Origin of the sequence: Methanocaldococcus lauensis (assembly GCF_902827225.1) — an archaeon.
In the GTDB taxonomy this organism is placed as follows: Archaea; AGJL01; Methanococci; order Methanococcales; family Methanocaldococcaceae; genus Methanocaldococcus; species Methanocaldococcus lauensis.
This window is the reverse complement of sequence record NZ_LR792632.1, coordinates 192942-217736: the sequence shown is the minus strand read 5'-3', so window position 1 is coordinate 217736 and position 24795 is coordinate 192942. Positions and strand designations below refer to the sequence as shown.

35 protein-coding genes are annotated in these 24795 nt (G+C 29.0%); 6 read left to right on the top strand and 29 right to left on the bottom strand.

Annotated features, from left to right (window positions below):
- Positions 1-115: 115 nt before the first annotated feature.
- Both KMP69_RS01290 and KMP69_RS01285 read right to left on the bottom strand, forming a co-directional pair.
- The gene (locus KMP69_RS01290) at positions 116-760 is read right to left on the bottom strand and encodes a cytochrome c biogenesis CcdA family protein (RefSeq protein WP_214400171.1); all 645 of its coding nucleotides are present in this window, start codon (positions 758-760) and stop codon (positions 116-118) included.
- Between the two features lie 10 nt (positions 761-770).
- The gene (locus KMP69_RS01285) at positions 771-1133 is read right to left on the bottom strand and encodes a thioredoxin family protein (protein ID WP_214400170.1); all 363 of its coding nucleotides are present in this window, start codon (positions 1131-1133) and stop codon (positions 771-773) included.
- Positions 1134-1374: 241 nt separating this feature from the next.
- Between KMP69_RS01285 and KMP69_RS01280 the strand changes: the two genes are divergently transcribed.
- The 4 genes from KMP69_RS01280 to KMP69_RS01265 all read left to right on the top strand — a co-directional run bounded on the left by KMP69_RS01280 (position 1375) and on the right by KMP69_RS01265 (position 3611).
- Positions 1375-2196, top strand: a complete 822-nt coding sequence (locus KMP69_RS01280) for a DsrE family protein (RefSeq protein WP_214400169.1) — start codon at positions 1375-1377, stop codon at positions 2194-2196.
- Positions 2197-2208: 12 nt separating this feature from the next.
- Positions 2209-2676: a hypothetical protein gene (locus KMP69_RS01275; protein WP_214400168.1), complete on the top strand. Its 468-nt coding sequence runs from the start codon at positions 2209-2211 to the stop codon at positions 2674-2676.
- A 134-nt stretch (positions 2677-2810) separates the two neighbouring features.
- Entirely contained in the window at positions 2811-3257 is a 447-nt protein-coding gene (locus tag KMP69_RS01270; RefSeq protein WP_214400167.1) for a hypothetical protein, read from the top strand.
- A 21-nt stretch (positions 3258-3278) separates the two neighbouring features.
- Positions 3279-3611, top strand: a complete 333-nt coding sequence (locus tag KMP69_RS01265; RefSeq protein WP_214400166.1) for a DUF5400 domain-containing protein — start codon at positions 3279-3281, stop codon at positions 3609-3611.
- A gap of 5 nt (positions 3612-3616) precedes the next feature.
- Here KMP69_RS01265 and KMP69_RS01260 read toward each other — a convergent pair whose 3' ends face one another.
- The 25 genes from KMP69_RS01260 to hdrC all read right to left on the bottom strand — a co-directional run bounded on the left by KMP69_RS01260 (position 3617) and on the right by hdrC (position 20978).
- Entirely contained in the window at positions 3617-4372 is a 756-nt protein-coding gene (locus KMP69_RS01260) for a DUF166 domain-containing protein (RefSeq protein ID WP_214400165.1), read from the bottom strand.
- Positions 4373-4418: 46 nt separating this feature from the next.
- The gene (locus KMP69_RS01255; RefSeq protein WP_214400714.1) at positions 4419-5174 is read right to left on the bottom strand and encodes a TatD family hydrolase; all 756 of its coding nucleotides are present in this window, start codon (positions 5172-5174) and stop codon (positions 4419-4421) included.
- A gap of 65 nt (positions 5175-5239) precedes the next feature.
- Positions 5240-5581 (bottom strand): hypothetical protein, encoded by a 342-nt coding sequence (locus tag KMP69_RS01250; RefSeq protein ID WP_214400164.1) that lies wholly within the window; start codon positions 5579-5581, stop codon positions 5240-5242.
- A 41-nt stretch (positions 5582-5622) separates the two neighbouring features.
- Positions 5623-5973 carry a cupin domain-containing protein gene (locus tag KMP69_RS01245; RefSeq protein WP_214400163.1) on the bottom strand — a complete coding sequence of 117 codons (351 nt, stop codon included), beginning with the start codon at positions 5971-5973 and terminating at the stop codon, positions 5623-5625.
- 38 nt (positions 5974-6011) lie between these two features.
- Entirely contained in the window at positions 6012-7658 is a 1647-nt protein-coding gene (gene hcp, locus KMP69_RS01240) for a hydroxylamine reductase (protein ID WP_214400162.1), read from the bottom strand.
- Positions 7659-7851: 193 nt separating this feature from the next.
- The gene (locus KMP69_RS01235) at positions 7852-8256 is read right to left on the bottom strand and encodes a CopG family ribbon-helix-helix protein (protein ID WP_214400161.1); all 405 of its coding nucleotides are present in this window, start codon (positions 8254-8256) and stop codon (positions 7852-7854) included.
- A 119-nt stretch (positions 8257-8375) separates the two neighbouring features.
- On the bottom strand, positions 8376-9161 hold the full coding sequence (locus KMP69_RS01230; protein WP_214400160.1) for a Coenzyme F420 hydrogenase/dehydrogenase, beta subunit C-terminal domain: 786 nt from the start codon (positions 9159-9161) through the stop codon (positions 8376-8378).
- Positions 9162-9287: 126 nt separating this feature from the next.
- Positions 9288-9947 carry an NADH-quinone oxidoreductase subunit B family protein gene (locus tag KMP69_RS01225; RefSeq protein ID WP_214400159.1) on the bottom strand — a complete coding sequence of 220 codons (660 nt, stop codon included), beginning with the start codon at positions 9945-9947 and terminating at the stop codon, positions 9288-9290.
- Positions 9948-9967: 20 nt separating this feature from the next.
- On the bottom strand, positions 9968-10864 hold the full coding sequence (locus KMP69_RS01220) for a nickel-dependent hydrogenase large subunit (RefSeq protein WP_214400158.1): 897 nt from the start codon (positions 10862-10864) through the stop codon (positions 9968-9970).
- Between the two features lie 83 nt (positions 10865-10947).
- On the bottom strand, positions 10948-12822 hold the full coding sequence (gene cooS, locus KMP69_RS01215; RefSeq protein WP_214400157.1) for an anaerobic carbon-monoxide dehydrogenase catalytic subunit: 1875 nt from the start codon (positions 12820-12822) through the stop codon (positions 10948-10950).
- Positions 12823-13006: 184 nt separating this feature from the next.
- Positions 13007-13576 carry an archaeoflavoprotein AfpA gene (gene afpA, locus KMP69_RS01210; RefSeq protein ID WP_214400156.1) on the bottom strand — a complete coding sequence of 190 codons (570 nt, stop codon included), beginning with the start codon at positions 13574-13576 and terminating at the stop codon, positions 13007-13009.
- Between the two features lie 13 nt (positions 13577-13589).
- Positions 13590-14186, bottom strand: coding sequence for a flavodoxin family protein (locus KMP69_RS01205; RefSeq protein WP_214400155.1), 597 nt, complete (start codon positions 14184-14186; stop codon positions 13590-13592).
- A 102-nt stretch (positions 14187-14288) separates the two neighbouring features.
- Entirely contained in the window at positions 14289-15461 is a 1173-nt protein-coding gene (locus KMP69_RS01200; protein WP_214400154.1) for an FprA family A-type flavoprotein, read from the bottom strand.
- A gap of 12 nt (positions 15462-15473) precedes the next feature.
- Positions 15474-15824 (bottom strand): DsrE family protein, encoded by a 351-nt coding sequence (locus tag KMP69_RS01195; protein ID WP_214400153.1) that lies wholly within the window; start codon positions 15822-15824, stop codon positions 15474-15476.
- A gap of 14 nt (positions 15825-15838) precedes the next feature.
- A complete protein-coding gene (gene rbr, locus KMP69_RS01190; RefSeq protein WP_214400152.1) occupies positions 15839-16426 on the bottom strand; it encodes a rubrerythrin in 588 nt (195 codons plus the stop codon).
- Positions 16427-16453: 27 nt separating this feature from the next.
- Positions 16454-16693, bottom strand: a complete 240-nt coding sequence (locus KMP69_RS01185; protein WP_214400151.1) for a rubredoxin — start codon at positions 16691-16693, stop codon at positions 16454-16456.
- A 41-nt stretch (positions 16694-16734) separates the two neighbouring features.
- On the bottom strand, positions 16735-17403 hold the full coding sequence (locus KMP69_RS01180; protein WP_214400150.1) for a peroxiredoxin: 669 nt from the start codon (positions 17401-17403) through the stop codon (positions 16735-16737).
- A 28-nt stretch (positions 17404-17431) separates the two neighbouring features.
- The gene (locus KMP69_RS01175) at positions 17432-17617 is read right to left on the bottom strand and encodes a rubredoxin-like domain-containing protein (protein WP_214400149.1); all 186 of its coding nucleotides are present in this window, start codon (positions 17615-17617) and stop codon (positions 17432-17434) included.
- A 16-nt stretch (positions 17618-17633) separates the two neighbouring features.
- Entirely contained in the window at positions 17634-18149 is a 516-nt protein-coding gene (locus KMP69_RS01170) for a ferritin (protein WP_214400148.1), read from the bottom strand.
- 15 nt (positions 18150-18164) lie between these two features.
- Positions 18165-18440 (bottom strand): MTH865 family protein, encoded by a 276-nt coding sequence (locus KMP69_RS01165; RefSeq protein WP_214400147.1) that lies wholly within the window; start codon positions 18438-18440, stop codon positions 18165-18167.
- A 10-nt stretch (positions 18441-18450) separates the two neighbouring features.
- Entirely contained in the window at positions 18451-18612 is a 162-nt protein-coding gene (locus tag KMP69_RS01160) for a rubredoxin (protein ID WP_214400146.1), read from the bottom strand.
- A 112-nt stretch (positions 18613-18724) separates the two neighbouring features.
- On the bottom strand, positions 18725-19075 hold the full coding sequence (locus KMP69_RS01155; protein ID WP_214400145.1) for a desulfoferrodoxin family protein: 351 nt from the start codon (positions 19073-19075) through the stop codon (positions 18725-18727).
- 28 nt (positions 19076-19103) lie between these two features.
- On the bottom strand, positions 19104-19430 hold the full coding sequence (locus tag KMP69_RS01150; RefSeq protein ID WP_214400144.1) for a carboxymuconolactone decarboxylase family protein: 327 nt from the start codon (positions 19428-19430) through the stop codon (positions 19104-19106).
- 61 nt (positions 19431-19491) lie between these two features.
- The gene (gene hdrB, locus KMP69_RS01145; protein WP_214400143.1) at positions 19492-20370 is read right to left on the bottom strand and encodes a CoB--CoM heterodisulfide reductase subunit B; all 879 of its coding nucleotides are present in this window, start codon (positions 20368-20370) and stop codon (positions 19492-19494) included.
- Between the two features lie 20 nt (positions 20371-20390).
- On the bottom strand, positions 20391-20978 hold the full coding sequence (gene hdrC / locus KMP69_RS01140) for a CoB--CoM heterodisulfide reductase subunit C (RefSeq protein WP_214400142.1): 588 nt from the start codon (positions 20976-20978) through the stop codon (positions 20391-20393).
- A gap of 135 nt (positions 20979-21113) precedes the next feature.
- Between hdrC and KMP69_RS01135 the strand changes: the two genes are divergently transcribed.
- Positions 21114-21488 (top strand): CBS domain-containing protein, encoded by a 375-nt coding sequence (locus KMP69_RS01135; RefSeq protein WP_214400713.1) that lies wholly within the window; start codon positions 21114-21116, stop codon positions 21486-21488.
- Positions 21489-21633: 145 nt separating this feature from the next.
- The gene (locus KMP69_RS01130) at positions 21634-22227 is read left to right on the top strand and encodes a V4R domain-containing protein (RefSeq protein ID WP_214400141.1); all 594 of its coding nucleotides are present in this window, start codon (positions 21634-21636) and stop codon (positions 22225-22227) included.
- Between the two features lie 13 nt (positions 22228-22240).
- On the opposite strand, the gene KMP69_RS01125 is transcribed toward KMP69_RS01130, so the two are convergent.
- Together KMP69_RS01125 and cobQ are read right to left on the bottom strand one after the other, a co-directional pair.
- Positions 22241-23245: an ATP-binding protein gene (locus KMP69_RS01125; protein ID WP_214400140.1), complete on the bottom strand. Its 1005-nt coding sequence runs from the start codon at positions 23243-23245 to the stop codon at positions 22241-22243.
- Between the two features lie 18 nt (positions 23246-23263).
- On the bottom strand, positions 23264-24739 hold the full coding sequence (cobQ, locus tag KMP69_RS01120) for a cobyric acid synthase CobQ (RefSeq protein WP_214400139.1): 1476 nt from the start codon (positions 24737-24739) through the stop codon (positions 23264-23266).
- Positions 24740-24795 lie beyond the last annotated feature (56 nt).

Genomic DNA, 24795 nt, shown 5'->3' with positions numbered 1-24795 from the left:
AAGGCATTAAAGAATTCCTTCCAAAAGGAAGGCATTCAAATTTTTCCAATGTTTATTTTATTTTGAACAAAGCTATATAGTTCCACTATATTAAATTTTTGCAATATTAAAAAGCTTAGATTAGAATCCAAATTCCCAGTAGTATTAATATTGTCCCTGATATAGGATTTACTATTTTAGGATTAATTTTTGATAATATCTCTTTTCCTTCAACACCTAAAGAGCTTAATATAATTATTGGAATACCAAAACCAATTGCATAAACAAATAATGCAAAAAATCCATATAATATATCACCTTTTGTTGAAATATATGATAAAATGCTAACTAAAACTGGATCTGCACATGTGTTTGCCAAAACTCCATAACAGAAACCAAATAAAAAAGAACTTAAATATTTAAATTTTCTATTTTTATTTATCACATAAAGGGCTTTATTCCAGATTTTTCCTTTAGCACTAAAATTAAAGATTTTTATGTTATAGTTTAGAATAATCAAAACTCCAAAAATAATTGCTAAAATTCCAGCAATAAACTTTAATCTATACAAATTAAATACTGAACCAAATAATGAAAATAAAACACCTAAAATACTAAATATAACTGCCAATCCTAAAACAAAAAATAGTGACACAAAAAACCCATCTTTTTTATTATTTGATATGCTAAAAGTGTATGCAAGAGATATCGGCAAAATACTTAAAACACACGGTCCTAAAGCTGTAAAAATCCCAGATAAAAAAATTAAAAGTAAGTCCATATTCTCACATTTATCCCTTTAACTGTTTTGCTTTTTCTCTTATCTCTTCTGGATTATATCCAACTGTTACATCAATTATTTTTCCATCTTTTACATAAAATATTGTTGGTACAGCTCTAATTCCATATTTTTCAGCAATATCTCTATTTTTGTCAATATCTATTTTAATCACTTTATATCCTTCTTTTTCTAATTCTTCAATTGTTGGTTCTAATTTTTTACAATAGCCACACCACTCAGCAGTAAATTCTACAATACATGTTTCATTAATATCAAATTTTTTATTTTCTATGTTTTCATTAATATTTATACATCCACAAAATAAAATTCCAATGGAAATGAATGTTAATATAGATAGTATGTACTTTTTCATTATACCACTGGTTGTGTGTGAATGTGTATTAACTATTTATCTTATTTTATATAAAACTATGTTATTAAATATTAACAAATTTATCACAAAAATTATGTCAAAAATCTATGTGAAAATAACAAAAGTTTATATACTGTAAAATCGAAAAGTTTATATATGTGGTAGGTACATAATGTTTGTTCGTAGATAATACACAACTATGAATATCTAAAAGTGTCTTATGATTATTAGGGTGGTATAAATGATAAGAAAGTTTAAAGTTAAAGGGTTAAGAAGTCCATCTTTATTAATAGATATGATATTAAGTGACACAAAAGAAGGTATTTTAATAGTTGAAACTGATGGAGAAGAACAAATAAAAGATATTAAAAGCTTATTAAAGAAATACAACCTAAAATATGACGTTGAAGGAAATACCGTTAAGATTTATGTTGGGGAAATTCAAGCAGATAAAACTATAAATGTTGTAGGAGCTACATGTCCAGGACCAATAATGATGGTCTCTGATATGTTATCAAAAATGAAGAATGGAGAAATATTAGAGATTATCTGTGGAAAAAATGCCTTAACTGATTTAACAGAAGGATTAAAAGGAATGGGTAATGAAATAATAAAAGTTGAAGATAGAGGGGATGGTACATATAGAATATTAGTTAAAAAAGGAGAAAAGAAAGAAGAAAAAGCAGCAGCAATAACAAAAATTGATGAACTCTTCATCATTAATACAACAGGAACAGGAAACGCTGAAAAGGCTTATGCAACATTCATGATGGCAGATGTTGCTTTAAAAATGAACTTAAAGCCAACAATATTCTTAATGATGGATGGTGCAAGTTTAGCTTTAAAGGGGGAATGTGATAAAGTTAAGCATCCAGCATTTCCAAAATTAGGAGATTTAGTTAGAGATATTCTAAAAAGAGGAGTAAAAATATATGTTTGTGAATTAAGTGCAGAGTTTAGAGGAATTAATGAGAGTAATTTAGAGGAAGGCTTTGAAATTGCAGGAGCTCCAACATTCTTAAACTATCTATCAAAACCAAATGTTAGACCTGTATGGTTATAAGTGGTGATAAATATGTCCAAAGAATATTTAAAAAAAGACGATGTTAATTTATTTTTATCTGCCTTATATTATTCAATAAATAAATCTATTGGAGAAGTTGTGGGGACTGGAGGGATGGTTTTAGGTAGAAGAGCATCTAAGGAAATGATAAATTTTTTTAGAGAAGAGGGGATATTAAAAGATGATATGAGTTTTGATGATATAAAAGAGTTATTTGTTAATAAATTTGGACTATCAGAAGATCTAAAGATTGAAAATAAAGAGGATAGTGTTATATTTTATGTAATAAAACCCACACTTTCAAAGTTTTTACAAAAAATTAATGAACATAATTTAAAACCTTATATATGTCCATTTATTCATCTTCTATCATATCTATATGAAGAACTTAATAACCATAGGTTTAGATTAATGCTTGCCGATGTTCAGCAAGAATATGATACTGATACTGTAAAGCTAATATTCAAAAAGATAAACTAAATCCCATTTTTAATTATTTAATTATCATAACCATAAACTATATATATTAAATGATTAGCAAATTATATATTAAATAATTAACTAACCTAAAATATTTAGAGAAATTTAACTAAAATTATAAGGGTGAATAAAAAATGAGAGAGGGTGAGAATATTTTATTATCAGCATTATATTATGGAATAAACAAAGCAATTAGTGAAGTTTTAGGTCCAGGGGGAATGGTAGTTGGTAGAAGAGCATCTAAGGAAATGGTTAATTTTCTAAAAGATGAGGGAATACTAAAAGATGATATGAGTTTTGATGATATTAAAAAGTTATATGTTAATGAATTTGAATTATCAGAAGATTTATCAATAGAAGATAATGGAAAAGAGGTTATATTTACAATAATAAAACCTACTCTAACAATATATCGTGAAAAGATGAAAGACGAAAAGATTGAACCTTATGTATCACCATTTATCTATTTACTTGCTGACATTTATGAAAAAATTAATAATGGAAGATTTAAATTAACATTAAAGCAAGTTGACTCACAATCAGATAGTATAAAAGTAGTCTTTAAAAAAATAAATTGTTAATAAAAAATGGAGGGATAATTTATGGACAAAATAATCTTTTTAATATCATTATCTGTAATATTTGGGGCGATGCTTTCAGGATTTGCTACCTTTAGATTGACAGGAATGAGGTTAATGCCACACTTTATTTCATTAATTATAGCTTTTATATTAACTTTACTATCCCTAATAATAAATAATGACATAGTTGGATACTTAGCAATAGCTTTTCAAATATTAACGCCATTAACAATTTGTAATACAATATGTAACATATTAAAAACTCAATTTCAAAATACTGGAATATATTCTGCTCATTTGGCATTAATGGGAATGTTATTTATATTGGCATTAGGAAACTTATTTATATCTTAAAAATTTTATTTATTATTTTTACTTAAAAACACTCTTATAGCCTTTTCAACACTATTAATAGCAATGTATCCTGCCTTATGTAAAATAGTGTCATTTAATTCTTTGTCTATTTCCATACTACCTAAGCAAGGATAGTTGTGATGAGCATTAGCAATCTCTTCTTTTAAATTGTCTAAAGAAATCCCTTTTAATCTTTTAGCTATGTAGTATGTTTCTCCACAGGGAGCAGAGATTTCAACTTTAACATCTTTAATAATATTATTTTCAATATAAACAGTTAATTTTGGCTTTCCTATTCTAAAATAGTCAATAAATTCATTTATAACCTTATTGTTTTCTTTTTTTTCTAATGAGCAAAAGGGTTTCGGGTTTTCGAACTCAATATTGAGTTCGTTACAAACTCTTTTTAAATCTCTTCTTAGTGCAAGAGATAAATCATGAGGAGTTTCAGAAGGAACTATTAAGGCTTTGTAATTTTTTTCTTTTAACAATAATGGTAATTCATACAATAGATCTTCATGCAATTGAGCTATGCAAATATCACCCTCTGGAAGATCTGGAAGATATTTATAAGGATCTTCAACAAACTCCTCATAAACATTTTCAACAACAACATTTTTTACATCATTCTTAAAACTCCAATCTCCTCTACAATTATAACAATCTTCACAAATCCTACAAAAATCTACTTCATTTAATAAATTTTTATAGAATTTTTCCATCCTCTCGTTTCCTTTGTGGTAAATAAATATAGCTTTCATATCAATTCACCTAAATATTCAAAATATTATAAATTAATAGTATAAGTTACAATCTATAAAATTCTTTTGCGTTTTTAAATGTTGAATTAATTATCTTTTTTTCATCAACACTAATTTTTTTCATATACAACTTAGTTCTTGGTAATGCATATATATCTGCTTTTAAACTTCCTAAATCACTGCTTAAAATGAATTTTTTATCATAATCTTTTATAATTTCAGCCGCTTCCTCATGACTTAATTTCATTGATGGTTGGACGGTTAAACCAACAAAAACATCCCTATCTATTAATTCTACAGTCTCTTTGTTTATGTGATCAATCATAACCAAATCATCCTTTATTTTAACCTCATCTAATATCTTTAAAATTTCAATTAATGCCTCTTTCTTATTTTTCTCTGGCGTATGAATAATTATAGGCATTTTATAATCTTTTGCTAAAATTAACTGCTCTCTTAAAAGATTTTTCTCATCCTCTGTTAAATAATGTAATCCGGTTTCTCCAATAGCAACGACATTCTCATTTTCTAAAAATTCAGGAAGTTTTTTTATTAAAGGCATCCAATTCTTTGGATATCCCATAGGATGAACTCCTACTGCTACTTTAACACTAACACCAGCCATTTTGCCTCTTTTTACCTCTAAATTAATTAATCTATCCCAGTGATCTAAATAGACATCAGGAGAGCTCATTTTGTATGGGTCATGGGCACAGGTTATAATTGTTTCAATCCCACATAATGCCATTTTTTCCAAATCTTCAAAACTCCTAACATCTAAATGTGTGTGGGCATCAATCATCATTATTTCACCTTAAAGTTTTTAATCTAAAAAATAAAAATAAAAAAATAATTTTTGGATTTATTTTATTTTAGATAGAAATAAAATCTTTCATCCTTTGTAAGGCAGTGTATTGTAGTCTGTCTAATTCCAAAGGTCATTCCACATTCCTTTATAAGTTTTTTCTCTAATTCAATAGTCTCTTTTAAAATCTCTTTTATGTCTCCATCTAATTCAACTTTTATATTTGGTTTTTCTCCAATATACATAAGGTATTTTTCATAAAGTGTCTCAACATCCTTCATTTGGCTATTTGCAATATCTTCATATAATTCATTCTTATATTCTTCTATTGATTTAAATTTACACATTAAGAAGAGTTTTATTTTATTTGAAATTATTTTCTCCATTAATTCTTTTACCTCCATAATTCCACCTTTTATAAAAAATATTTAAAAAAGAGAGAAAATTATTCACACTTTATAGGTTCCTCTGGAGCATTTAATTTCTTTGGATGAGGTGCCTTTATAACAAAGAACTCTAATATATCAGAGTTTAAATTTTGAATGAGCATCTTTACATTGTATGGAATATAAACAATATTTCCTTCTTTGTAGTTGTGAGGTTCTTGGTCTTCTAAGGTTAAAGTCATCTCCCCCTTAACGATTATTAAATGCACGTATGAGTTTGAATAGTGTTTAGGCATCTGCTCTCCTTTTGGAAGAACGATGTGATTGATTTGAACATGCTCGGTATTGACAATTTTTTCAACAACCTTTGCTGTAGAATCTTTTTTAAACTCATAAACCTTTTCTATCATAATATACCTCATCAAAATTTTTAAAAAATGTTAAAAATTTATCCAACTAATCTCTTAATATCTTCATCAACTGTTGAGATTGTTGAGATTCCAAACTTCTCAACTAATACTTTCACTACATTTGGTGATAGGAAAGCAGGCAATGTAGGACCTAACACTATATTTTTAACTCCTAAGTAAAGTAATGCCAATAATACAGCAACTGCCTTTTGCTCATACCATGAGATATTATAGGCTATTGGGAGTTCATTTATGTCATCTAATCCAAGAACTTCTTTCAATTTCAATGCAACTACTACTAATGAGTAACTATCATTACATTGCCCAGCATCTAATACCCTTGGAATTCCATCAATGTCTCCTAAGTCTAACTTAATGAATCTGTATTTTGCACATCCACATGTTAATATTACCGTATCTTTTGGTAACTTCTTAGCAAATTCTGTATAATACTCTCTTGTTTTATGTCTTCCATCACATCCAGCCATTACAACAAACTTTCTAATCTTTCCGCTTTTAACCGCCTCAACTATTTTATCTGCCAATGCCAATACTTGGTTGTGAGCAAATCCTCCAACGATTTTTCCTTCTTCAAGTGGTGTTGGTGGCTTACATTTTTTAGCGTGTTCAATGACTTCTGAGAAATCTTTAGTCCCATCTTCTTTTATTGGGATTTTCTTCAATCCTGGGTAGCCTACTTCATTTGTTACATAAACTCTATCTTTGTATGAATCTTTTGGTGGAACTAAACAGTTTGTTGTTAATATTATAGGTCCGTTAAATTTCTCAAACTCTTCTGTTTGGTGTGGCCATGAACCTCCGTAGTTTCCAACGAAATGCTCATACTTCTTGAAGAATGGATAGTAATGTGCTGGTAACATCTCACAGTGTGTATAGACATCTACCCCTGTATTTTTAGTTTGCTCTAATAACTGCTCTAAATCTTTTAAATCATGCCCACTAATCAATATTCCTGGTCTGTCTCTAACTCCTAAATTAACTTCTGTTATTTCTGGATGTCCATAGGTTTCAGTATGTGCCTTATCTAATAATGCCAATGTATCTACTGCATACTTTCCAGCTTCCATTGCTAAATTGAAAAGTTCATCTACATCATTGCACTCAACAAGTTTTGCCAATGCTTTAATTATAAATTTGTGAATTTCCTCATTGTTATAACCGAGATGCATTGCATGGCTTAAATAAGCCCCAATTCCCTTAATTCCATAAGTTATGAGTTCCTTTAAAGACCTTATATCCTCATTATCTTCTGCTAAAACACTAACTTCCTTTGCTTTTGATAATTCTATTATGTCATTCTCATCATTATAAGTCCATGTAGCACAGTGAGGAAGTTCTTCTTTATTTAAATTAGCTTTTTCAATAACTTTTTCTCTCAACTCTACTCCTTTCTTTATATAATCAATAACATCCTTATCATCAAAATTGACATTTGTTATTGTTACAAATAAAGCCTTTGGAATATATTCCATAACTTCATCATCTAAGTAGTTAGATTTGTTACATACATAGCATAAACCTTTTATAGTATAAATTAACAAATCTTGAAGGTTTGCTACATTATCTTTTTTTCCACAAACTCCCACTACTGTACATCCCTCATTTCTTGCAGCTTCCTGGCATTGGAAACAGAACATCTTTGTAGGTCTTGGAGTAAATTCCATAGATTTCACCATTTCTTTTTGATTTTTTATTTCTTTTACATCTGATTATATCTTTAATTTAATTTATATAAAAAGATTTTTGATAATTTTAAATTTTATAGGAGACATAACTAGTATATATATTAATATAATCTTTTAGCATAATTATTATGAAGAAATTTAAATAAAATTAGATAAAGTAATAAAAATAAATCTAAAATATTACAATTTTATCGTAAATTTTTTTGTCAATCTTTGATATTTGTTCATAAAATTCATAAATTTTTTCTGCATTTCCCTCAACAACAAAAATTTCTACTTTTTTATTTTTTCCACAGGATGTTGTTATATATGATTGATTTATTGTTTTAACTATTTCATTATATTCAAAATATAACTTACTCATTTTTTCCATTGACTCTTTTGTAGGAGTATATACAACTGTAATAATCCCACTGATTAACCCATCTTTATCTAAGTCATTTTCTAAAATATACTTTCTTACAGCGTCTCTTATTAATTCACTTCTACTTGAATAGCCTTTCTTCTTAACAATCTTGTCAATCTCTTTTAAAAGATACTTTGGAAATGAGATACTAATTCTTTCAACATTAACCATTCTTTCACGAATCTTAATTTTTTTAAGACTAATTATATTAATATTGTTTTTATAAAATTTATGCTATAACTATATATTCAAATATATAGATATATTTAAAAATAAAAATTAGAAATTATTTAAAATAAAGATGGGCATACTGCAAAGTATGCTGAGCATTTATTTATCTCTTCATTTTTCATTTTGATGTTTTCTAATTTTTTAACCATATTTATATCAACTGTTTCTTTAACTTCAATTAAATCTCTCTCAATCATTTCATTTATTATATTTTCAACTTTTTTGTTCCTTACAATTACGGTGTTCCATCCATCTTCACTTCCAACACTTCCAACTGATACATCAGCATATTTGGCAGAGAAATCTATACATAACCTACATCCTAAGTTACATAGTTTTTCAATCTCTTTTATTGGAATTTCATAAACAACTTTTTCTGAATGAGATAAATCAGACCTTTTTAAAGTTTCAACGATAAACTTACCTTTTGATATGTTCATTTTAATGATTTCATCTATACTAATATTAAATTTTTCTTTTATGATATTTTTTAACACATCATAGGAAAAGTTTTTAGTGCAGAATAAACCAACTTTTAATTCTAAACTATATTGCAAACCTCCTAATATATGGCAAGGCAAACCAACTAATCCAACTTTATCATAATTTTCAGTAGCATATTCTAACAACTTGTTGTTTGGTGAGATAGAGTATTTACTCTTTGGAGATTCTAATAATTCAACAGTGTTTGTGGCTAAATAAGCAAGTGGTTTCCAATTTTTATCTTTGACTACTACTACTGCATCTAATATTTCACTTTCTAAGCAATAACCTAAAAATGTTGTAGTGAAACCCCCATCTTGGGCATCAATATTTAACTTTGATTTTGCTGAAAGATATTTCATTTATCATCACCCCAGTGTAAGAATTTTATTAAAATTTAATTATAGAACTTCTTTTACCCTTATACAGTTGAGGAAACATTTTCTAATACCCATAGGGCTTTACCTTATTGGAATACTCAGGATGCACTACCTCGCTTCGCTCGGTAGTGCCTCTTTTACTCTTATACAGTTGAAGAAGCAAGTTCCACACTTAATGCACTTACTTATATTGACTTTTGGCTTTTCATCAATTGTTAAAGCGTTTGCTGGACATTTAGCAACGCATGTTCCACATCCAGTGCAGAATTCGTAATTTATTGGAGCATCGTCACATCCTAAACATAGTTCTTTATTTGAGGTTAGTAAAACTTCATTAACCTTCATATACGCGTCAATAATTGGCTTTCCAGCAATTATCTCGTAAGGTTTTAGTATTAAATATGAATCAACAATTTCTTTATCTTTGTTTAAAACAGCTTCAACTACCTTTTCAACCTCTTCTTCATCTGGAGGACATCCTATTATTGCGTAATCTACTTTAACAACATCCCCAATTCTTACAAATCTCTGAGGAAATCCATTTTCTAAGCCAATTAGCATTCTTTGGAAGCCACCACTTACAGCACAACTTCCAACAGCTATTAATATATCTGAATTTTTTCTAATTTCTTTTATTTTTTCTACTTCCTCTTTATCGTCTAAATTAACAGCCCCTCCAACTAATGCAATCTTTTTTTCTTTTAATTTGTCATAATATTTTTTTTCAATACTTTTGATAATTTTTCCACAATACCCACAACCTACCATAAAATCACCTTAAATAAATTTTATAAGTAATAGCATCTTTCACAGAGTTGGATTATCCTTTTACCTTCATCGTTATCTACACTGTCTAATACTGCCTTGTTGAAATTCTCACTCGTTAATATTGTGTAATCTAAAATTTCTCTTCCAATTAACTCAACTCTATGATATACTATTCCCTCTCCTCCTTCTATAACTGCCTCTCCAATGGCCTTACCATCCTTTATAATTGGCTCCATATATGGATAAGTTAATTTTAATTTATTTAATAGGTTTTTAATTTCCATTAAAGAGTGTTCTATTTCAATAACTCTTGCAGAGAGAACATCCCAAAGATTTTTTGATTTTATTAATCCTTTGTTATACATTCTTGATAATGCTCCACTATAGACAACTTTACCGTCATATAGGGCTATTTTTGGGTATCCATTAGTTTCTACCTTATTTATGTCAAAGTTATAGGCATCGATTAATTCAACATCTGGGAGAGAGATTTTCTTCTTTCTTTCTTCAACTAAGTTTATAAATTCTTTATCTACTAAATTTAAACCTTCATTAGCTAATTTTAATAATTTTTCTTTTCTTTTATCACTTATATTTTGTAAAACTCCACCAACTGCCAAATATTTACCTTTTTTTCCTAAGATTGACTTTATTTCATTTCCAATATCTTCCAATTTCTTTGTATTTATAAATTCACTTAACTTTATTGCATCAACTTCAATAATTTCTCCCAATCTTGCGATGTCTCTCAAATACTGCCCTTCATTAGGAACTGTTATATTATATGCCTTCTCAACAGCAGTAACTCCTGCCAAGGCATGAGATATTTCATTTAAATAGCATAACCTTGTCATACTTGGGACAATAAAATCTATATCCCTTCCCATCATTGAAGTTTCAAATCCCCTTATTTTCATAATTCCACCCATAAATTTAACTTTCAATGTTCAATATTTGGCATGATAAAAATTAATTAGAAGATAAAAGAAAATATTAAAGATTAAATTCCGAGTTTTTTCCTTTTCTCCATAATTACACTTTCTAATATCTCAGCGGCTTTGTATGGGTTTGGCTCTGGAATTAATCTTCCTCCTGTTAAGCTCTCAACATCGCATGTTAAAACTTTTGTTACCAATTCACTGCCAGTTACGAATGGAACTGGTGAAACATGGACGGTGAAACCCATATCTATTGCATAGGTTGCATCTGCCAATGCCTGCTCTTCTAACCACTGAGGTGCTGAAGCTGCAACTGGTAAATCTGGAATATCAACTCCTAACTCTTCAGCAATTGCAACAGCAACTTGCTCAATTCTTGCAATACTCAAACATGCTCCAAAGTTTAATACTGGAGGAATTCCTAATGATTTACAAACTTCTTTTAAGTTATCTCCTGCCAATTCAGCACTTTCTGGGTTAAATAAGCCAGCGTGTTTTAATGGGCTATTTACACAACCACCTGCTAAGACTAAGATATCTCTCTTGATGAGCTCTTTTGTTAATGTAACAATTATATTGTCATGTCCTCCACTTGCTAAGTTAGAGCATCCAACAACTCCAACAACTCCTTTAATCTTTCCATTAGCAATTAAATCAATTAATGGCTTTACACTACCTCCTAAGAATTCAACTAATGATTCTTCTCCAACACCAACAACTGATTTAACTTTTTCATCGTAGTAATCCTTCTGTATATTCTTTCTTTCTTTAAATGCTTCAATTGCCTTTTTAATGATTTCTTTTGCCTTTTCATAAGCATTTTCTGGCTCCCATGGGATATATTCAGCTCCTTCAATGTAAGCCATATCATCAATACAGATTAATTTTGTTTTGGTTTTTTCAGCAACAAACTTTAAGCCGTGGAATGTACAGTTAAATTCTGAAACAACAGCATCAATTAATCCAGTAGCAACCAATGGCTCTGTTGTAAAGTTGTTTGCTATGTAACCAACAAAACTCTCTGGTAAATGGGCTATTCTTGTCTCCATATCTTGCCCATTACATGTTGCCCCAATAATTTTTATACTATCAGCTCCAGCTTCTTTTGCCATTTTTATTAATTCCTCATCCATTGCCGCCTCACATAATGGCTGAATTAATGCATGCTGGTGTCCTGTTATCATTATATTTACATTGTTTGGTTTGACTGAACTGAAACCATTTTCTACAACTGTGATTTTTGGAGATCCAAATAATATGTCATTTAACCAACATGTCATTAAAAGCCCTGTAAATCCAGCATGCAATCCTAATCTAAGGCAATGAACCAACAAATCCATTGGATTGCTGTTTAAGTTTGTTGAAGTCTTTGTTAATGCATCAACAATCTCTCCTTTTGCTCCTCCTGGAAGGATATCTAACTTTTTAAATACTTCTAATCTCTTTTCTGGACATAATTTAGGGACTAATTCACTCTTTTCCCATCTTGGTTTATACATATCATCTAATATGAACTCTGCAATTTCAACAGCCAACATCTTAGCATCTTTATTTGCATCAAAGCCAAGTTTTTTTGCTAAGAATCTTAATTTTTTCTCATTTCTTATTTCATAAGAACCTTCTCCTTTTCCAGCAGATAATAATGCTCTTGCGGCATTTTCAGCACAGTGGACATAACAAGAAGTTCCAGCGGCAACTGCTCTACATAGGTTTCTTGCTACAATGACATCTGCTGTTGCTCCACAAACCCCATAAGGAGTTTTTTCAGTTATTCTACAAGGTCCGTTAGCACATAATATACAGTAAACCCCCTTTAATCCATAAGGACATTTTGGGAATTGATTTGGGAATCTTGTGTGAGGAGTTTCTATCCCTTTTAACTTTGCCTTTTCAACCATCTCCTTAATTTCTGGAATTGCGGCAATGCAATTTTTCATACATATCACCACGTTTCTTTAACTTAACTTACGATAATCATTAATATAGTAACGAATAAATATCATTAACGGTTCGAAATTAGTCATTAAAGAGTTTAATAAAAACGATATTCAGATTTCACTCATATATTCAAATTAATTGATTAAATGATTAAAAAATAAAAATAAAATATAGGAATAAAATTTATTTTTCTACTTTCTGTTTTTTCATTTCTATGTGCTTTAAAATAACCTTCTCTATATCCTCTGGCTTATATAGAACTTCAATTCCTTCCATTCTTCTAATTCTCTCAACATTTTCAACATCTACATCTCTTATGTATAATGTTAATTTTTTATTTCCCGGGAGTATTGTCTCTATTTCCCCTTTTTTATTGTCTGGTGGATATATATAGACAGGGACTCTTGCCTTCATTGCTTGTGCCACTGAGTTAGTTATTAAAGTGTCTGCAATTCCATAGGCAATTTTTGCAGTTGTGTTTGCTGTTGCAGGAGCTACTAAAAATAAATCGTATTTTCCAGTTTGCAATTTACCTACTAAAAATGGAGCATTAGCATTGACTTCAACTCTTAAATCATAGAATTCATCCTCTAAAACTTGCCAAAGTTTATACCACTTTACAACAATCTTTGCATTTTTTGATAAATAAACATCTACATCTAAATTATATTTATTTTTTAATTCTCTCATTATTTCAACAACTTCTGGCAGTTTATCTCCGCATCCAGTAATTCCCCAAGCAATTCTTAACATTATTATCCCCTTTTTATCCTTCTACTTTTTCCTTTAAAACATCATAGAATCTTTTAAGTGTTTTTCTTAAAACTCTCAATCCTTCCTCATCTTCTTCAATTCCTTTTTTTCCTTTGTCCTTAGACCAAAATGTAGCTCCTAAGTTTGCACCAAAAGAGCCCCCTCCCACAGGAATCATCTCATTTATTATAAAAAAGTCGTGTATTGTTCTTAAAGCAATCTCTTGTCCTCCGTTTCTATCTCCACCAATAGCAATACCCATTCCAATTTTTCCTCTCAGTATCTTAGGGTCTTTAGCTAAGATAGCCCTGCATCTATCCATTAGTGTCTTTAACTGCCCTGTTACATTTCCTTGATAAACTGGAGTTCCTATTATAACCCCATCAGCCCAGATAAGGTTTTTATAAACCTCTTCCATATCATCCTTATGAATACATCCTTCTTTCTTTTTTATACAATAGTCACAATGAATGCAAAAATTTATTTTCTTTTTATGAACAGAGAAGTATCTAACATCTACTCCCTTATCTTTTAAATATTGTAGGGCATAATTTACTGCAAAATGAGTTCCTTGTAATCTTGGACTTCCACTGATTCCAAAAACCTTCATACTCTCACCACAATTTATAGGTAACTAAAAGTATAAAAAATTATATAGATAAAAAAATAAACAATAAAATAAAAATAAAAAAAGATTAAATATTTTTAAATATTATAAATCTTCTTCTGCCAATTTTTTACCAAATTCATAACATTTCTTTAAATCTTCTTTTTTTGGAGCAAATCTTACTTTTAAACAATCATCCTCAATTATCTTGTAATTTAATTTTTTGAAAACATCTTTTATTTTTTCAGTAGCCATCTCCATCCATCCATAAGAACCAAATGCAACTCCTATTTTATTTGTGATTCTTAATCCCTCCATATATGCTAAAAATTTAGCAATGTTTGGCAGGATATTTTGATTTAGAGTTGGAGAGCCAATGAGTATATATTTAGCGTCGACCATCTCTCTGATAATTGTATTCATAGGAGTTTCTAAGATTCTATATACTTTTACATTTACACCCCTTTCCATCAAACCGTTGGCTATTGCATGTGCCATCATCTTTGTGGAATTATACATTGTGTCATAAACAATAACAGCCTTATTTTCTACTTTATCACTTGCCCAATCAATATATTTTTTTATAATCTTATCTTTCATCTCTTTCCATATAACTCCATGAGAAGGACAGATAAGTTCTATATCCAAATCTTTTAAGGAGTTTATTGCATTAGGAATTAACATTTTATAAGGCATTAATATATTTGCAAAGTACTCTTTTGCATATTCAAAAATTATGTCTCCAACTTCATAATCAAATCTTTCAGATGTTGCAATATGTTGCCCAAATGCATCATTAGAGAATAAAATTTTATCTTCTATACAGTATGTTAGCATATTGTCTGGCCAGTGGAGCATTGGAGTTTTTATAAACTTTAAGGTTCTGTTTCCAATATTTATTTCATCTCCAGTATCTACAATAATAAAGTCCCATCCTTCTGTATCATAATATAAAGATAAATGTTCCTTTCCCTTCTCATTCGTAATTACTGTTGCTCCACTGAGTTTAACAATCTTATCTACACAACCGCTATGGTCAGGTTCCACATGATTTACAACGACATAGTCAATTTCCTTAGGATTAATGACTTTGTTAATTCCTTCAATTAGTTCATCAAACATATAACTTTTTGCAGTATCTATTAAAACATTTTTATTATCTTTTATTAAATATGAATTATATGTAGAACCATCCTGCGTTATATATCCATGAAAATCTCTGACTTCCCAATCAATTACTCCAACCCAAAATATATCTTTTTTAATTTCTAATACCATAATAATCACTTTTTAAAGTTCAATGATTTGATAACCTTCATCTAAATATTTCTTTAAACTTATATGTCCAAATAGATCATTTTCTAACTTTAATTTTCCTTCAATTTCATTTTTAATGTTAAACATACTTGCACATGCTTCACAAACTACAAAGTCATCTTTTAATTTTTCAAAGTGATTTTTCAATGGATGGTTCTCACTTAATAAATCCTTTGCCCATAAAACCCCTTCTCCTTCTAATATAATCTTCACTACATCTCCTTTTTCTTTTAACTCATTTGCAAATAACAATGTATGAAACATTACTGGAATGTTTGGACTGTTTTTATGTAAATATGAGAAAATTAAAAATGCAACTTTCATCTTTATCCCCCACTTTAATATTTTTCGCATTTAACCATAAAGTATTTTCTTGGATGAGAACATGAAGGACATTCTTCTGGTGGTTCATTTCCTACATGAACATAGCCGCATTTTTTACAAACCCATTCTACATTTTCATTTTTCTTATATAATGTTCCGTTTTCAAGTTCTTTTAACAATTTTTTAAATCTCTCTTCGTGATGCTTTTCTGCTATTGCAATTGCTCTCAATCTTTCAGCAATATCTTTTAATCCCTCTTTTTCTGCGATTTCTGCAAACTTTGGATACATTTCTGTATATTCATAATGTTCTCCTTCAATTGAAGCCTTTAGATTTTCAGCAGTATTACCTAAAACAATAGGAACTTCTACATTATCAACTTTTATTGAATTTTCATTAATGTTATATTTCATTTTCAATTCAGTTATTAGGTAATATAGCCATTTAGCATGTTCTCTCTCATTTTCAGCAGTTAATAAAAATATATCAGATATAATTTCATAACCTTCATTTTTTGCAATTTTTGCATAGCAGGTATATCTATTCCTTGCTAAACTCTCTCCAATATATGCCTTTATTAAGTTTATTAAAGTTTGTTTCATAAGAATTCACCAAAAATAATAAATATTTTAATCGAATTCTACCCATTCATCTAATGGTTCAAAGTATTCTTTACCTACTTTTCCTCTGCAAACTGGACAAACCCAATCGTCTGGAAGTTCTTCAAATGGGGTCTTTGGTGGTATGTTTTGAGAAGGATCTCCTTTTAATGGATCATATACCCATCCACAAACTCTACATCTATATTTTCTATATTTTGGTTTTTCACAAGTACCATCTAATTTACAGGCAATTTTAAGTTCTACCATGGTTATCAGCCTCAATAAAATTTAAAAATAAAAAATTTGGATTAATCTAACTTTTTATAGCAGAACCACCAATCTAAGCATTCAATTTCTCCTTTTTCACAGGCCTCTTTTCTTTTCTTAATTTCTTCTAATGATGATGCCGGTGGAATTATTACTTTATCTCCAATTATGTCGTTTTCTGGCCAGTTTGCAGGCATTGCTACTCCTTTTTCGTCAGAAACTTGTAATGCTTTAACTAACCTTACGATTTCATCTAAGTTTCTACCAACTTCTTGTGGATAGTAAATTATAGCTCTAATAATTCCTTTGTTATCTACGACAAAAACTGCTCTAACTGTGTTATCTCCTTTGTATGGACTTATCATTCCTAATTTCTCTGCTAATTCCCCTCTATCATCAGCAATTATTGGGAATTCAATTTCTACATTTAATTTTTCTTTAATCCACTCAGTCCATTTTAAGTGGCTGAATACTTGGTCGATACTTAAACCAATTAATTCAGTATTTAATTTTCTAAATTCATCATATCTTTTTTGAAACCCAACGAATTCAGTTGTACAAACTGGGGTAAAATCAGCGGGATGGCTAAATAATACAAACCATTTACCTTTTTCTACATAATAATCTGGTAATTTAATAGTTCCATGAGTGGTTTTAACTTCTACTTCTGGAAATTTCTCTCCAATAACTGGCATTTTTCCTTCACACATATTTTCTCACCTCTAAATATTTTAATATTTATAATTTACTTTCTTCATTTGGATTTCTTGCAACTAATTTAGGATCGTAACCTTTAAATCCACACTCAGGAGTGTAGCAGGTTACATCATAAAATGTACATTTAGCTCCACAATTTGGACATTTTTCTGGAGGTTTGTCTGCTTCAAAAACATAACCACAATTTGAACACTTCCACCAAGTCATATTTTCACCTAAAGAATTAAATTTTCTCTGTTATTGGAGAAGTATATACTCTCTGTCCAAGATCTTTATCGAGCATAAATAATCCTCTTTTATCATCACCAATTAATTTTAATTTGTCTAAAATTTCTGAAAAAGATGCCTCTTCTTCAACTTGTTCATTTACAAACCATTGTAGGAAATTTACTGTTGCGTAGTCCTTTTCAGAAACTGCCAAATCCATTAAATTGTTTATTGATTCGGTCATGAGTTGTTCATGTTTGTATCCATCTTCGAACACTTCAATAATTGACATCCAATCATTTTTTGGTTTTTCTATGGCATATAATTTTACTCTCCCACCCCTTTCTATAACATAACTATATATCTTCATTGCATGATCTAATTCTTCCTGACTTTGAACTTTAAACCACTGGGCGAATCCTTTTAAACCAAGAGATTCCGCATAGGCTGACATGGATAAATAGAGATATGCTGAGTAAAATTCTTTATTTATTTGTTTATTTAAGGCATTTAAGATATTTTCTTTAATCATCCTATATTCACCAACTTATTCTTTCTTTTCAATTAGACATTTATTTGCTAATTTCATTGCTAAATCTTCTGCATCTTTTATTGGAAAGTCGTTATCTGTCAATAGTTTAACCAACTCTCCTGCCTCAATAGTTCCGCAAGGCAATGATAAATCACAAGGTAATGCTTCAGCTAATTCTACTTTACTTTTTATAGGAAAAACATCTTTATCTTTGAAGTACTCTACTAATCTTAATTTAAAGTCTTGAATATCTTTCAAAGCCTCATATAGTGGATGGTTTGTTGTTATCATAGTTTATCACCTATTCTTCTATCTTTCTAAAAGCGTTTTTTCCTAATCCACATTGTGGACATCTAAATGTATCAGGTAAATCTTCAAATTTTGTTCCAGGAGGTATATTTTGAGAAGGTTCCCCCACATCTTCATCATAAATCCAACCGCACATACATTGATATTTTGCCATTTTTTCACCTTTTTAACCTTTTTATTGTCGATTGATATTATGCTATTATGATTTTATTATAATTTTGATACATATACTTAACCTGACTAAATTCGTTAAAAAATTAAAGAAATTATTCTAATTTAATCTCTTTTATATATTCCCACACTCCATGTAAGTTACATCTCATCAAAGCCTTTAAGGTAAATTTTTCATGACCTTCTGAAGGAGCTTTTACCATTAACTTTACCTCTGGCTTCATAAATTGTGTAAAATCTACCCTCGCTAAATAAATATCTCCCATAAATAACTCAATCCATTGAATAAAATGACTATCTTCCATAGGATGAGGAATTCCAGGAGAAATTTTAACTTCAAAATACTCTTCACTTTTAACAATGTCTGGACATTCAATAAAAGGAGTGTGCTTTTTTTCAAAATCGTTGCCCTCTTTTATCCTATTTATTCTGCAAAAATAGTTCATAATGTCCCTCCCCCACATTATTAATATTTTATAATTCTTTTTCAATTTCATTTAAAATTCTCATAGCCTTTGTAAATGCTGGCATACCACTTGTTAATAATACAACTTTTAAAGCATCTATAATTTCTTCTTTTGTAATACCTAATTCTTTAATTCCACTTATCATCTGTTTTTTTGTGGCAATTTCATCACATTTTGCAGCAACAATTGCTATAGCAATTAATTTTTGCGTTTTGTAATCTAAAACTTTTCCAGTGTATGCTACATCGTTTAATTTAACTATTACCTCATACAAATCAGGATATTTTTCTTTGACAACTTTCATTCCCTCCCCATAGAAAACTTCATTTTTCATAATAACACCCAAAAAATCAATTGTTTTTTAACTTTAGACATATAATTTTATATTCTTACATCTATTTAAGCTTTTCGATGAGTTTGTCAGTTGAGACAAAATGTAAATCCAAAGCAACATCTTTTGGTGACATACCCATAGATAATCCTAACAGTTGAGAATAGTGTATTACTGGAACATTGTATTCCTTACCAAACTTTTCTTTTATTTCTACTTGTCCTCTATCAAACTGCAAGTGACAGAATGGACAAACATCAGTAATACAATCTGCACCTGCTTCTTTTATATTTTTTAATTTCATTTCAGTCATTTTTAAAGCAACATCAAGATTTCTTGCTCTAACACCTCCTCCTGCTCCACAACACATATTTTTATCTTTATAATTTATTGATTTAGCTCCGAGTGCTTCAACAAGTTCATCAAAAGATTTAGGCCTTTCAGAGCTTTCTAACTTTTTTATATCAGTTGGTTTTAAGTAATGACAACCATAATGAACTGCAACATTTATATTTAAAGGTTTTTTTACCTTTTCTCTTATTGCATCTACCCCTAAATCAAAATATAATACTTCAGGTAAATGTCTAACTTTAACGGTCCCTTTATATTCTAATCCATATTTTGATAAAATTTCATTAACAAACTTTCGAGCTTTTTCATTATCTTTAAGAATATGATTTGCTTCAAATAAAGAACCATAGCACCCATTACATATTGTTAATATATCTAATCCCATTTCTTCGGCAACGCACAAGTTTCTCGCGGCAAGTGTAAGCCATGTCTTTAAATCGAAAGAACCAAATACCCCTGGAGCAGGACAACAGGATGCTTTTTCAAAGGGATGTAATTTTATTCCCAATTTTTCTAATGCAATGTATGTTGCTTTTTCAATTCCTGGGTATCTATTAGGAGCAATACATCCTAAGAAAAAAACAAATTCCATAATACTTCACCTAATTATATTTATTCTGACATATCTTTCCATTGTATTGGTTTTAATTCCATAGTCTCTGTGCAGATACCTACCATATCACAAAATTTTAAATCAATCATAATACCTCTTATAATCTCTAATACTTCTGGATATTTATGTGTTGTTGGAGGAATTTCAGGTAAACCAATAGATTTTCTTGCTTCTTTTATTTTATCATTTATTGGAACTGCATGCCCAGTTTTAAATACATATAGAGCAGTTTTTTTATGAGGTTCAGCCATTCTGCCTTCTCTTGCAGCAATATTTCTAATGATTTTAATAATATCAGTTATTTTTACTTCTCTTGGACATCTTTCGTAGCATTCATAACATGTAGTGCACATCCATAAATCTTCACTTTCCACAGCAAATTTTCTCATACCACATTGAGCATATCTTATTAATTTTCTTGTTCTAAATGCTGTTATTCTACCACTAGGACAACTACCAGTACAAGTTCCACATTGATAGCATGCTTTAAAAGAAGCAACATGATTTTCATCTAAAATGTCTTTACCTGTATTTATTATTTCATTTATAAAGTTATTATCAAATATTTCATTAGTTTTTAAGACCATTTTAATTCACCACAACATATCTTTAACTTATTCTATTCTTTTATAATATTTATATTTTGTTATTCTTTTATAATATTTATTTATAAATTAGAACTTATTAGAATTATTATTGTTTATTATATGGAGGTTGAAAATATGAAAATTAAAGATGTTATGAACAAAAATCCAATAGTTGTTTCTCCAAATGATATTGGTGGAGAGGTTGTTCAATTATTATATAAAGAAGGAAAATATTATGCACCAGTTGTAGAAGATGGTAAATTAGTTGGATGGATTACTGCCCTGGATCTACTTGCAGGATGTAAGCATTCAAAAATTGAAGATTTGATGTTATTAATTGATGAAATAAAAATTTTAAATGAAAATGATGAATTAACTAATGAATTGATAGATGAAATGGTTAATAATGAAATAATTGCTTATCCTGTTATTAATGATAAAGAGGAACTCGTAGGAACTTTAAGTATTTTTGATTTATTTAAATATAAAGATAAACTAATTAAAAAATAGATTATCTCTTTTAAAATTTTTCTAAATTTTTTCAAAATTCGTAAATTTTTTGACTATTTTATACGAAAATAGGATGACAAAGATTATTATCTTTAAAATAAAAATATAATTTACTTTAATTTTTATAGTTTATGAGGTGATATTTATGCAGATTCATCTAAAATTTAATAAAGAGTTGGGAGAATTTTTTGAAGATATTTTATGTAAAGAGGATAATATTGGCAATAAATTTCCAAATGACGATGAATTAGTTTGTGAGGTTGTTGAACATTTAAAAAAAGGATTCAATAGAGAAAAAATGACATTTGATGAGGAAAAATATACAGATAGAAAGATCAAAGGATACATTCCATTAGAGATTTTTAGAATTATGATTTATATATTAATGAAAAAGATTAAGGAGAGGGGTTCAGAGATAACTTTATATGAAATGGGATATGAATTTGGTAAATTCTTAGAGCCAAAGAATTTTAGAGAGTTAAAAAAATTTTTTAGAAAAAATAATTTAGGAATATTAGAAATTGAAAGTAGAAAACCATTAATTATTAAAGTTAAAGAATGTGCAATGTGTGGTGGCTTAGAGGAAAAAGAGCCAATGTGTCACTTTGATGCTGGACTACTTGCTGGGGCTATGGAGTGCATATTAAAAAAAACTGTTGTGGTTAATGAAATAAAGTGTATGGCTCAGGGTTATGATGCCTGTTATTTCGAGATTGAAATAATAAAAAATAAAAAATAATTAATAATTAAATTTATTCCTCAATGTTGTAAGGATTTTTACTATAAAATTCAACTGTTTTTATTGCAGAACTTACTACCATCTCTCTAATATTTGGAATCTCTTCTTCCAATTTTTCTAAAATCTCGTGACATCTTCTCCTAATGCTATCTCCTCTATCTCTACTATATGGGCAAATATCTTTATCTTTGTAATACTCTATATTACACTCCTCAAGAGCCTTTATTATATCCTCCTCCAATACTGGAAGCATGGGTCTAATTATTATACATTCCTCTAACTGAATCTTTAAATCTTTATAATTAACTACATTACTCTTAAATTTTGTTAAAGGTCTCATAAACTTTAATCTCTCTCCTTTAAAGATATTTGCTAAAATTGTATCTGAATTATCATCTAAATTATGTCCATAAGCTATTTTAACTTTCTCGTAAGGAATATTTTCTTTTTCAGAGATTTCTTTTGCTAATTTTCCTAATAAATGCCTTTTAATTACAGAACAAGAAAAGCAAGGAGAAAATTCCATCCCTTTAGAAGTTTTTGTTAAAATTTCTGAGAGTTCAACTACATCTAAATCACTTTTTAACAATAGATGAGGAATATTTAGCATTTCACAGTGGTGTTTTATTAATTTAACCCCCTCACTATCTTCTTTCCAAGGTCTCACTCCACCTATATTGACATCAACAGTAACCGCTATTAACTTTATTCCATACTTCCTTCTATAAACTTCTAAAAGATGTAATAATAATAAACTATCTTTACCTCCACTAAGCCCAACAATAATTACATCTCTTGGGGATATAATCTTATGCCTATTGATAAATCTCCCAACTTTTGTAGAGACATATTCATAAGTTTTTGAATAAATTACTGGAATTCCAAAATCCTCCTCAATTTTGTTCATTTTAGTTCTTGATAATCTTGCCATTCTTTTATTATTGACTAAAATTTTGTCCTTTCTTATTGTTAAAAAAAATGGATTTGCATATTTTTTTAATTCTCTTAAATTGATCATATTAATCCCTCTAAAAAACTAAATTATTTGAGATAAATCCACATTTTTTTCTAAAACTTTGGCAAAGTAGTTTAAACTTTTTTCTATGCTATCTTTATATAAATCTCCTTCAATTTTCTCTAAACCTTTTTTCTCTCTAATTTTATTAATAATGTAATTTCTAAATTCACAATTTTCAAAAATTCCATGGAAGTAAGTTCCTATAACTAAACCATCACCAATTTTTTTAATTGAGCCATCAAATCCATTACCACAGTTTCCAAAACCTCTTTCGATTTTTATTAATGGTTTTTCTTTACTGTATGTAATTCCTTCGTGAATCTCATAACCACAAACTTTAAATGTTTTATCATCTATATCCAAATAACCATAAGAGTTTTTAACGACCTTGTCATTTCCAAAGTATGTTTTAGCGTCAAAAATATTTAAACCTTCGATACTTCCAATATCTGACTCTTTAAAATCTTTATCAATGAGTTTTTTCCCTAAAACTTGATAGCCTCCACATATTCCAATAACTATTCCACCATCTTTTAAAAATTCTAAAATCTTTTCATCAAAATTATTTTCTTTTAAATAATATGCCTCTTTCGTTGAACTTCTTGATCCTGGGAGAATTAAAATATCCCCAGAAATATCATCTTTGAAGTCAATAAATTTTATTAATGCGTCGTATCTTAAAGGGTCTAAGTCAGTAAAATTAGATATTTTTGAAAATCTAACAACATTAACTTCAACTCCACTCTTAGCATTTCCAAAACTTCTTATGTTTTGTAATGCCTGACTATCTTCCTCTGGTAATACAAGATTTTCATCATAAGGCATAACGCCTAAAACTGGAATTCCCGTTAATTCTTCAATCTTCTCAATTCCATCTTTTAAAACATCAATATTTCCCCTAAATTTATTTATTATAATACCTTTAATAAGATTTCTCCATTTTTTTGGGAGTAGTTTTATAGTTCCATAGATTGAGGCGAAAACTCCTCCTCTATCAATGTCTGCAACTAAAATTGCATTAGCATTAACCATTTCTGCAATTCTTAGATTTGCTATATCATCCTTTAATAAATTTATTTCACAGCAACTTCCTGCACCTTCCATAACAACATAGTCATACTCCTTATTTAGAATTTCCAAACTTTCTTTAATTTTTTTCAAAAAGAAATTTTTATTTCTTCTATATTCGTTATAATCCATATCTTTATAAACCTTTCCATGAACTATAACCTGTGAAATAAAATTTCCTTTTGGTTTTAATAGTATTGGATTAAAATGAACAGATGGTTCTACTCTGGATGCTAAACTTTGTGTATATTGAGCCATTGCAATTTCTCCATCTTCTTTTGTTACTCTTGAATTTAAACTCATATTTTGAGATTTAAATGGGGCTACTTTATAACCTTTATTTGCTAAAAGCCTACACAATCCTGCAGCTATTGTAGTTTTTCCACTGTTGGATGATGTTCCAACTACCATTATAAACTTTGCCATTTGAGTCACCAAAGGTTTTATAATCAAAAACTAAAATTTTAGGTTATGGATTATCC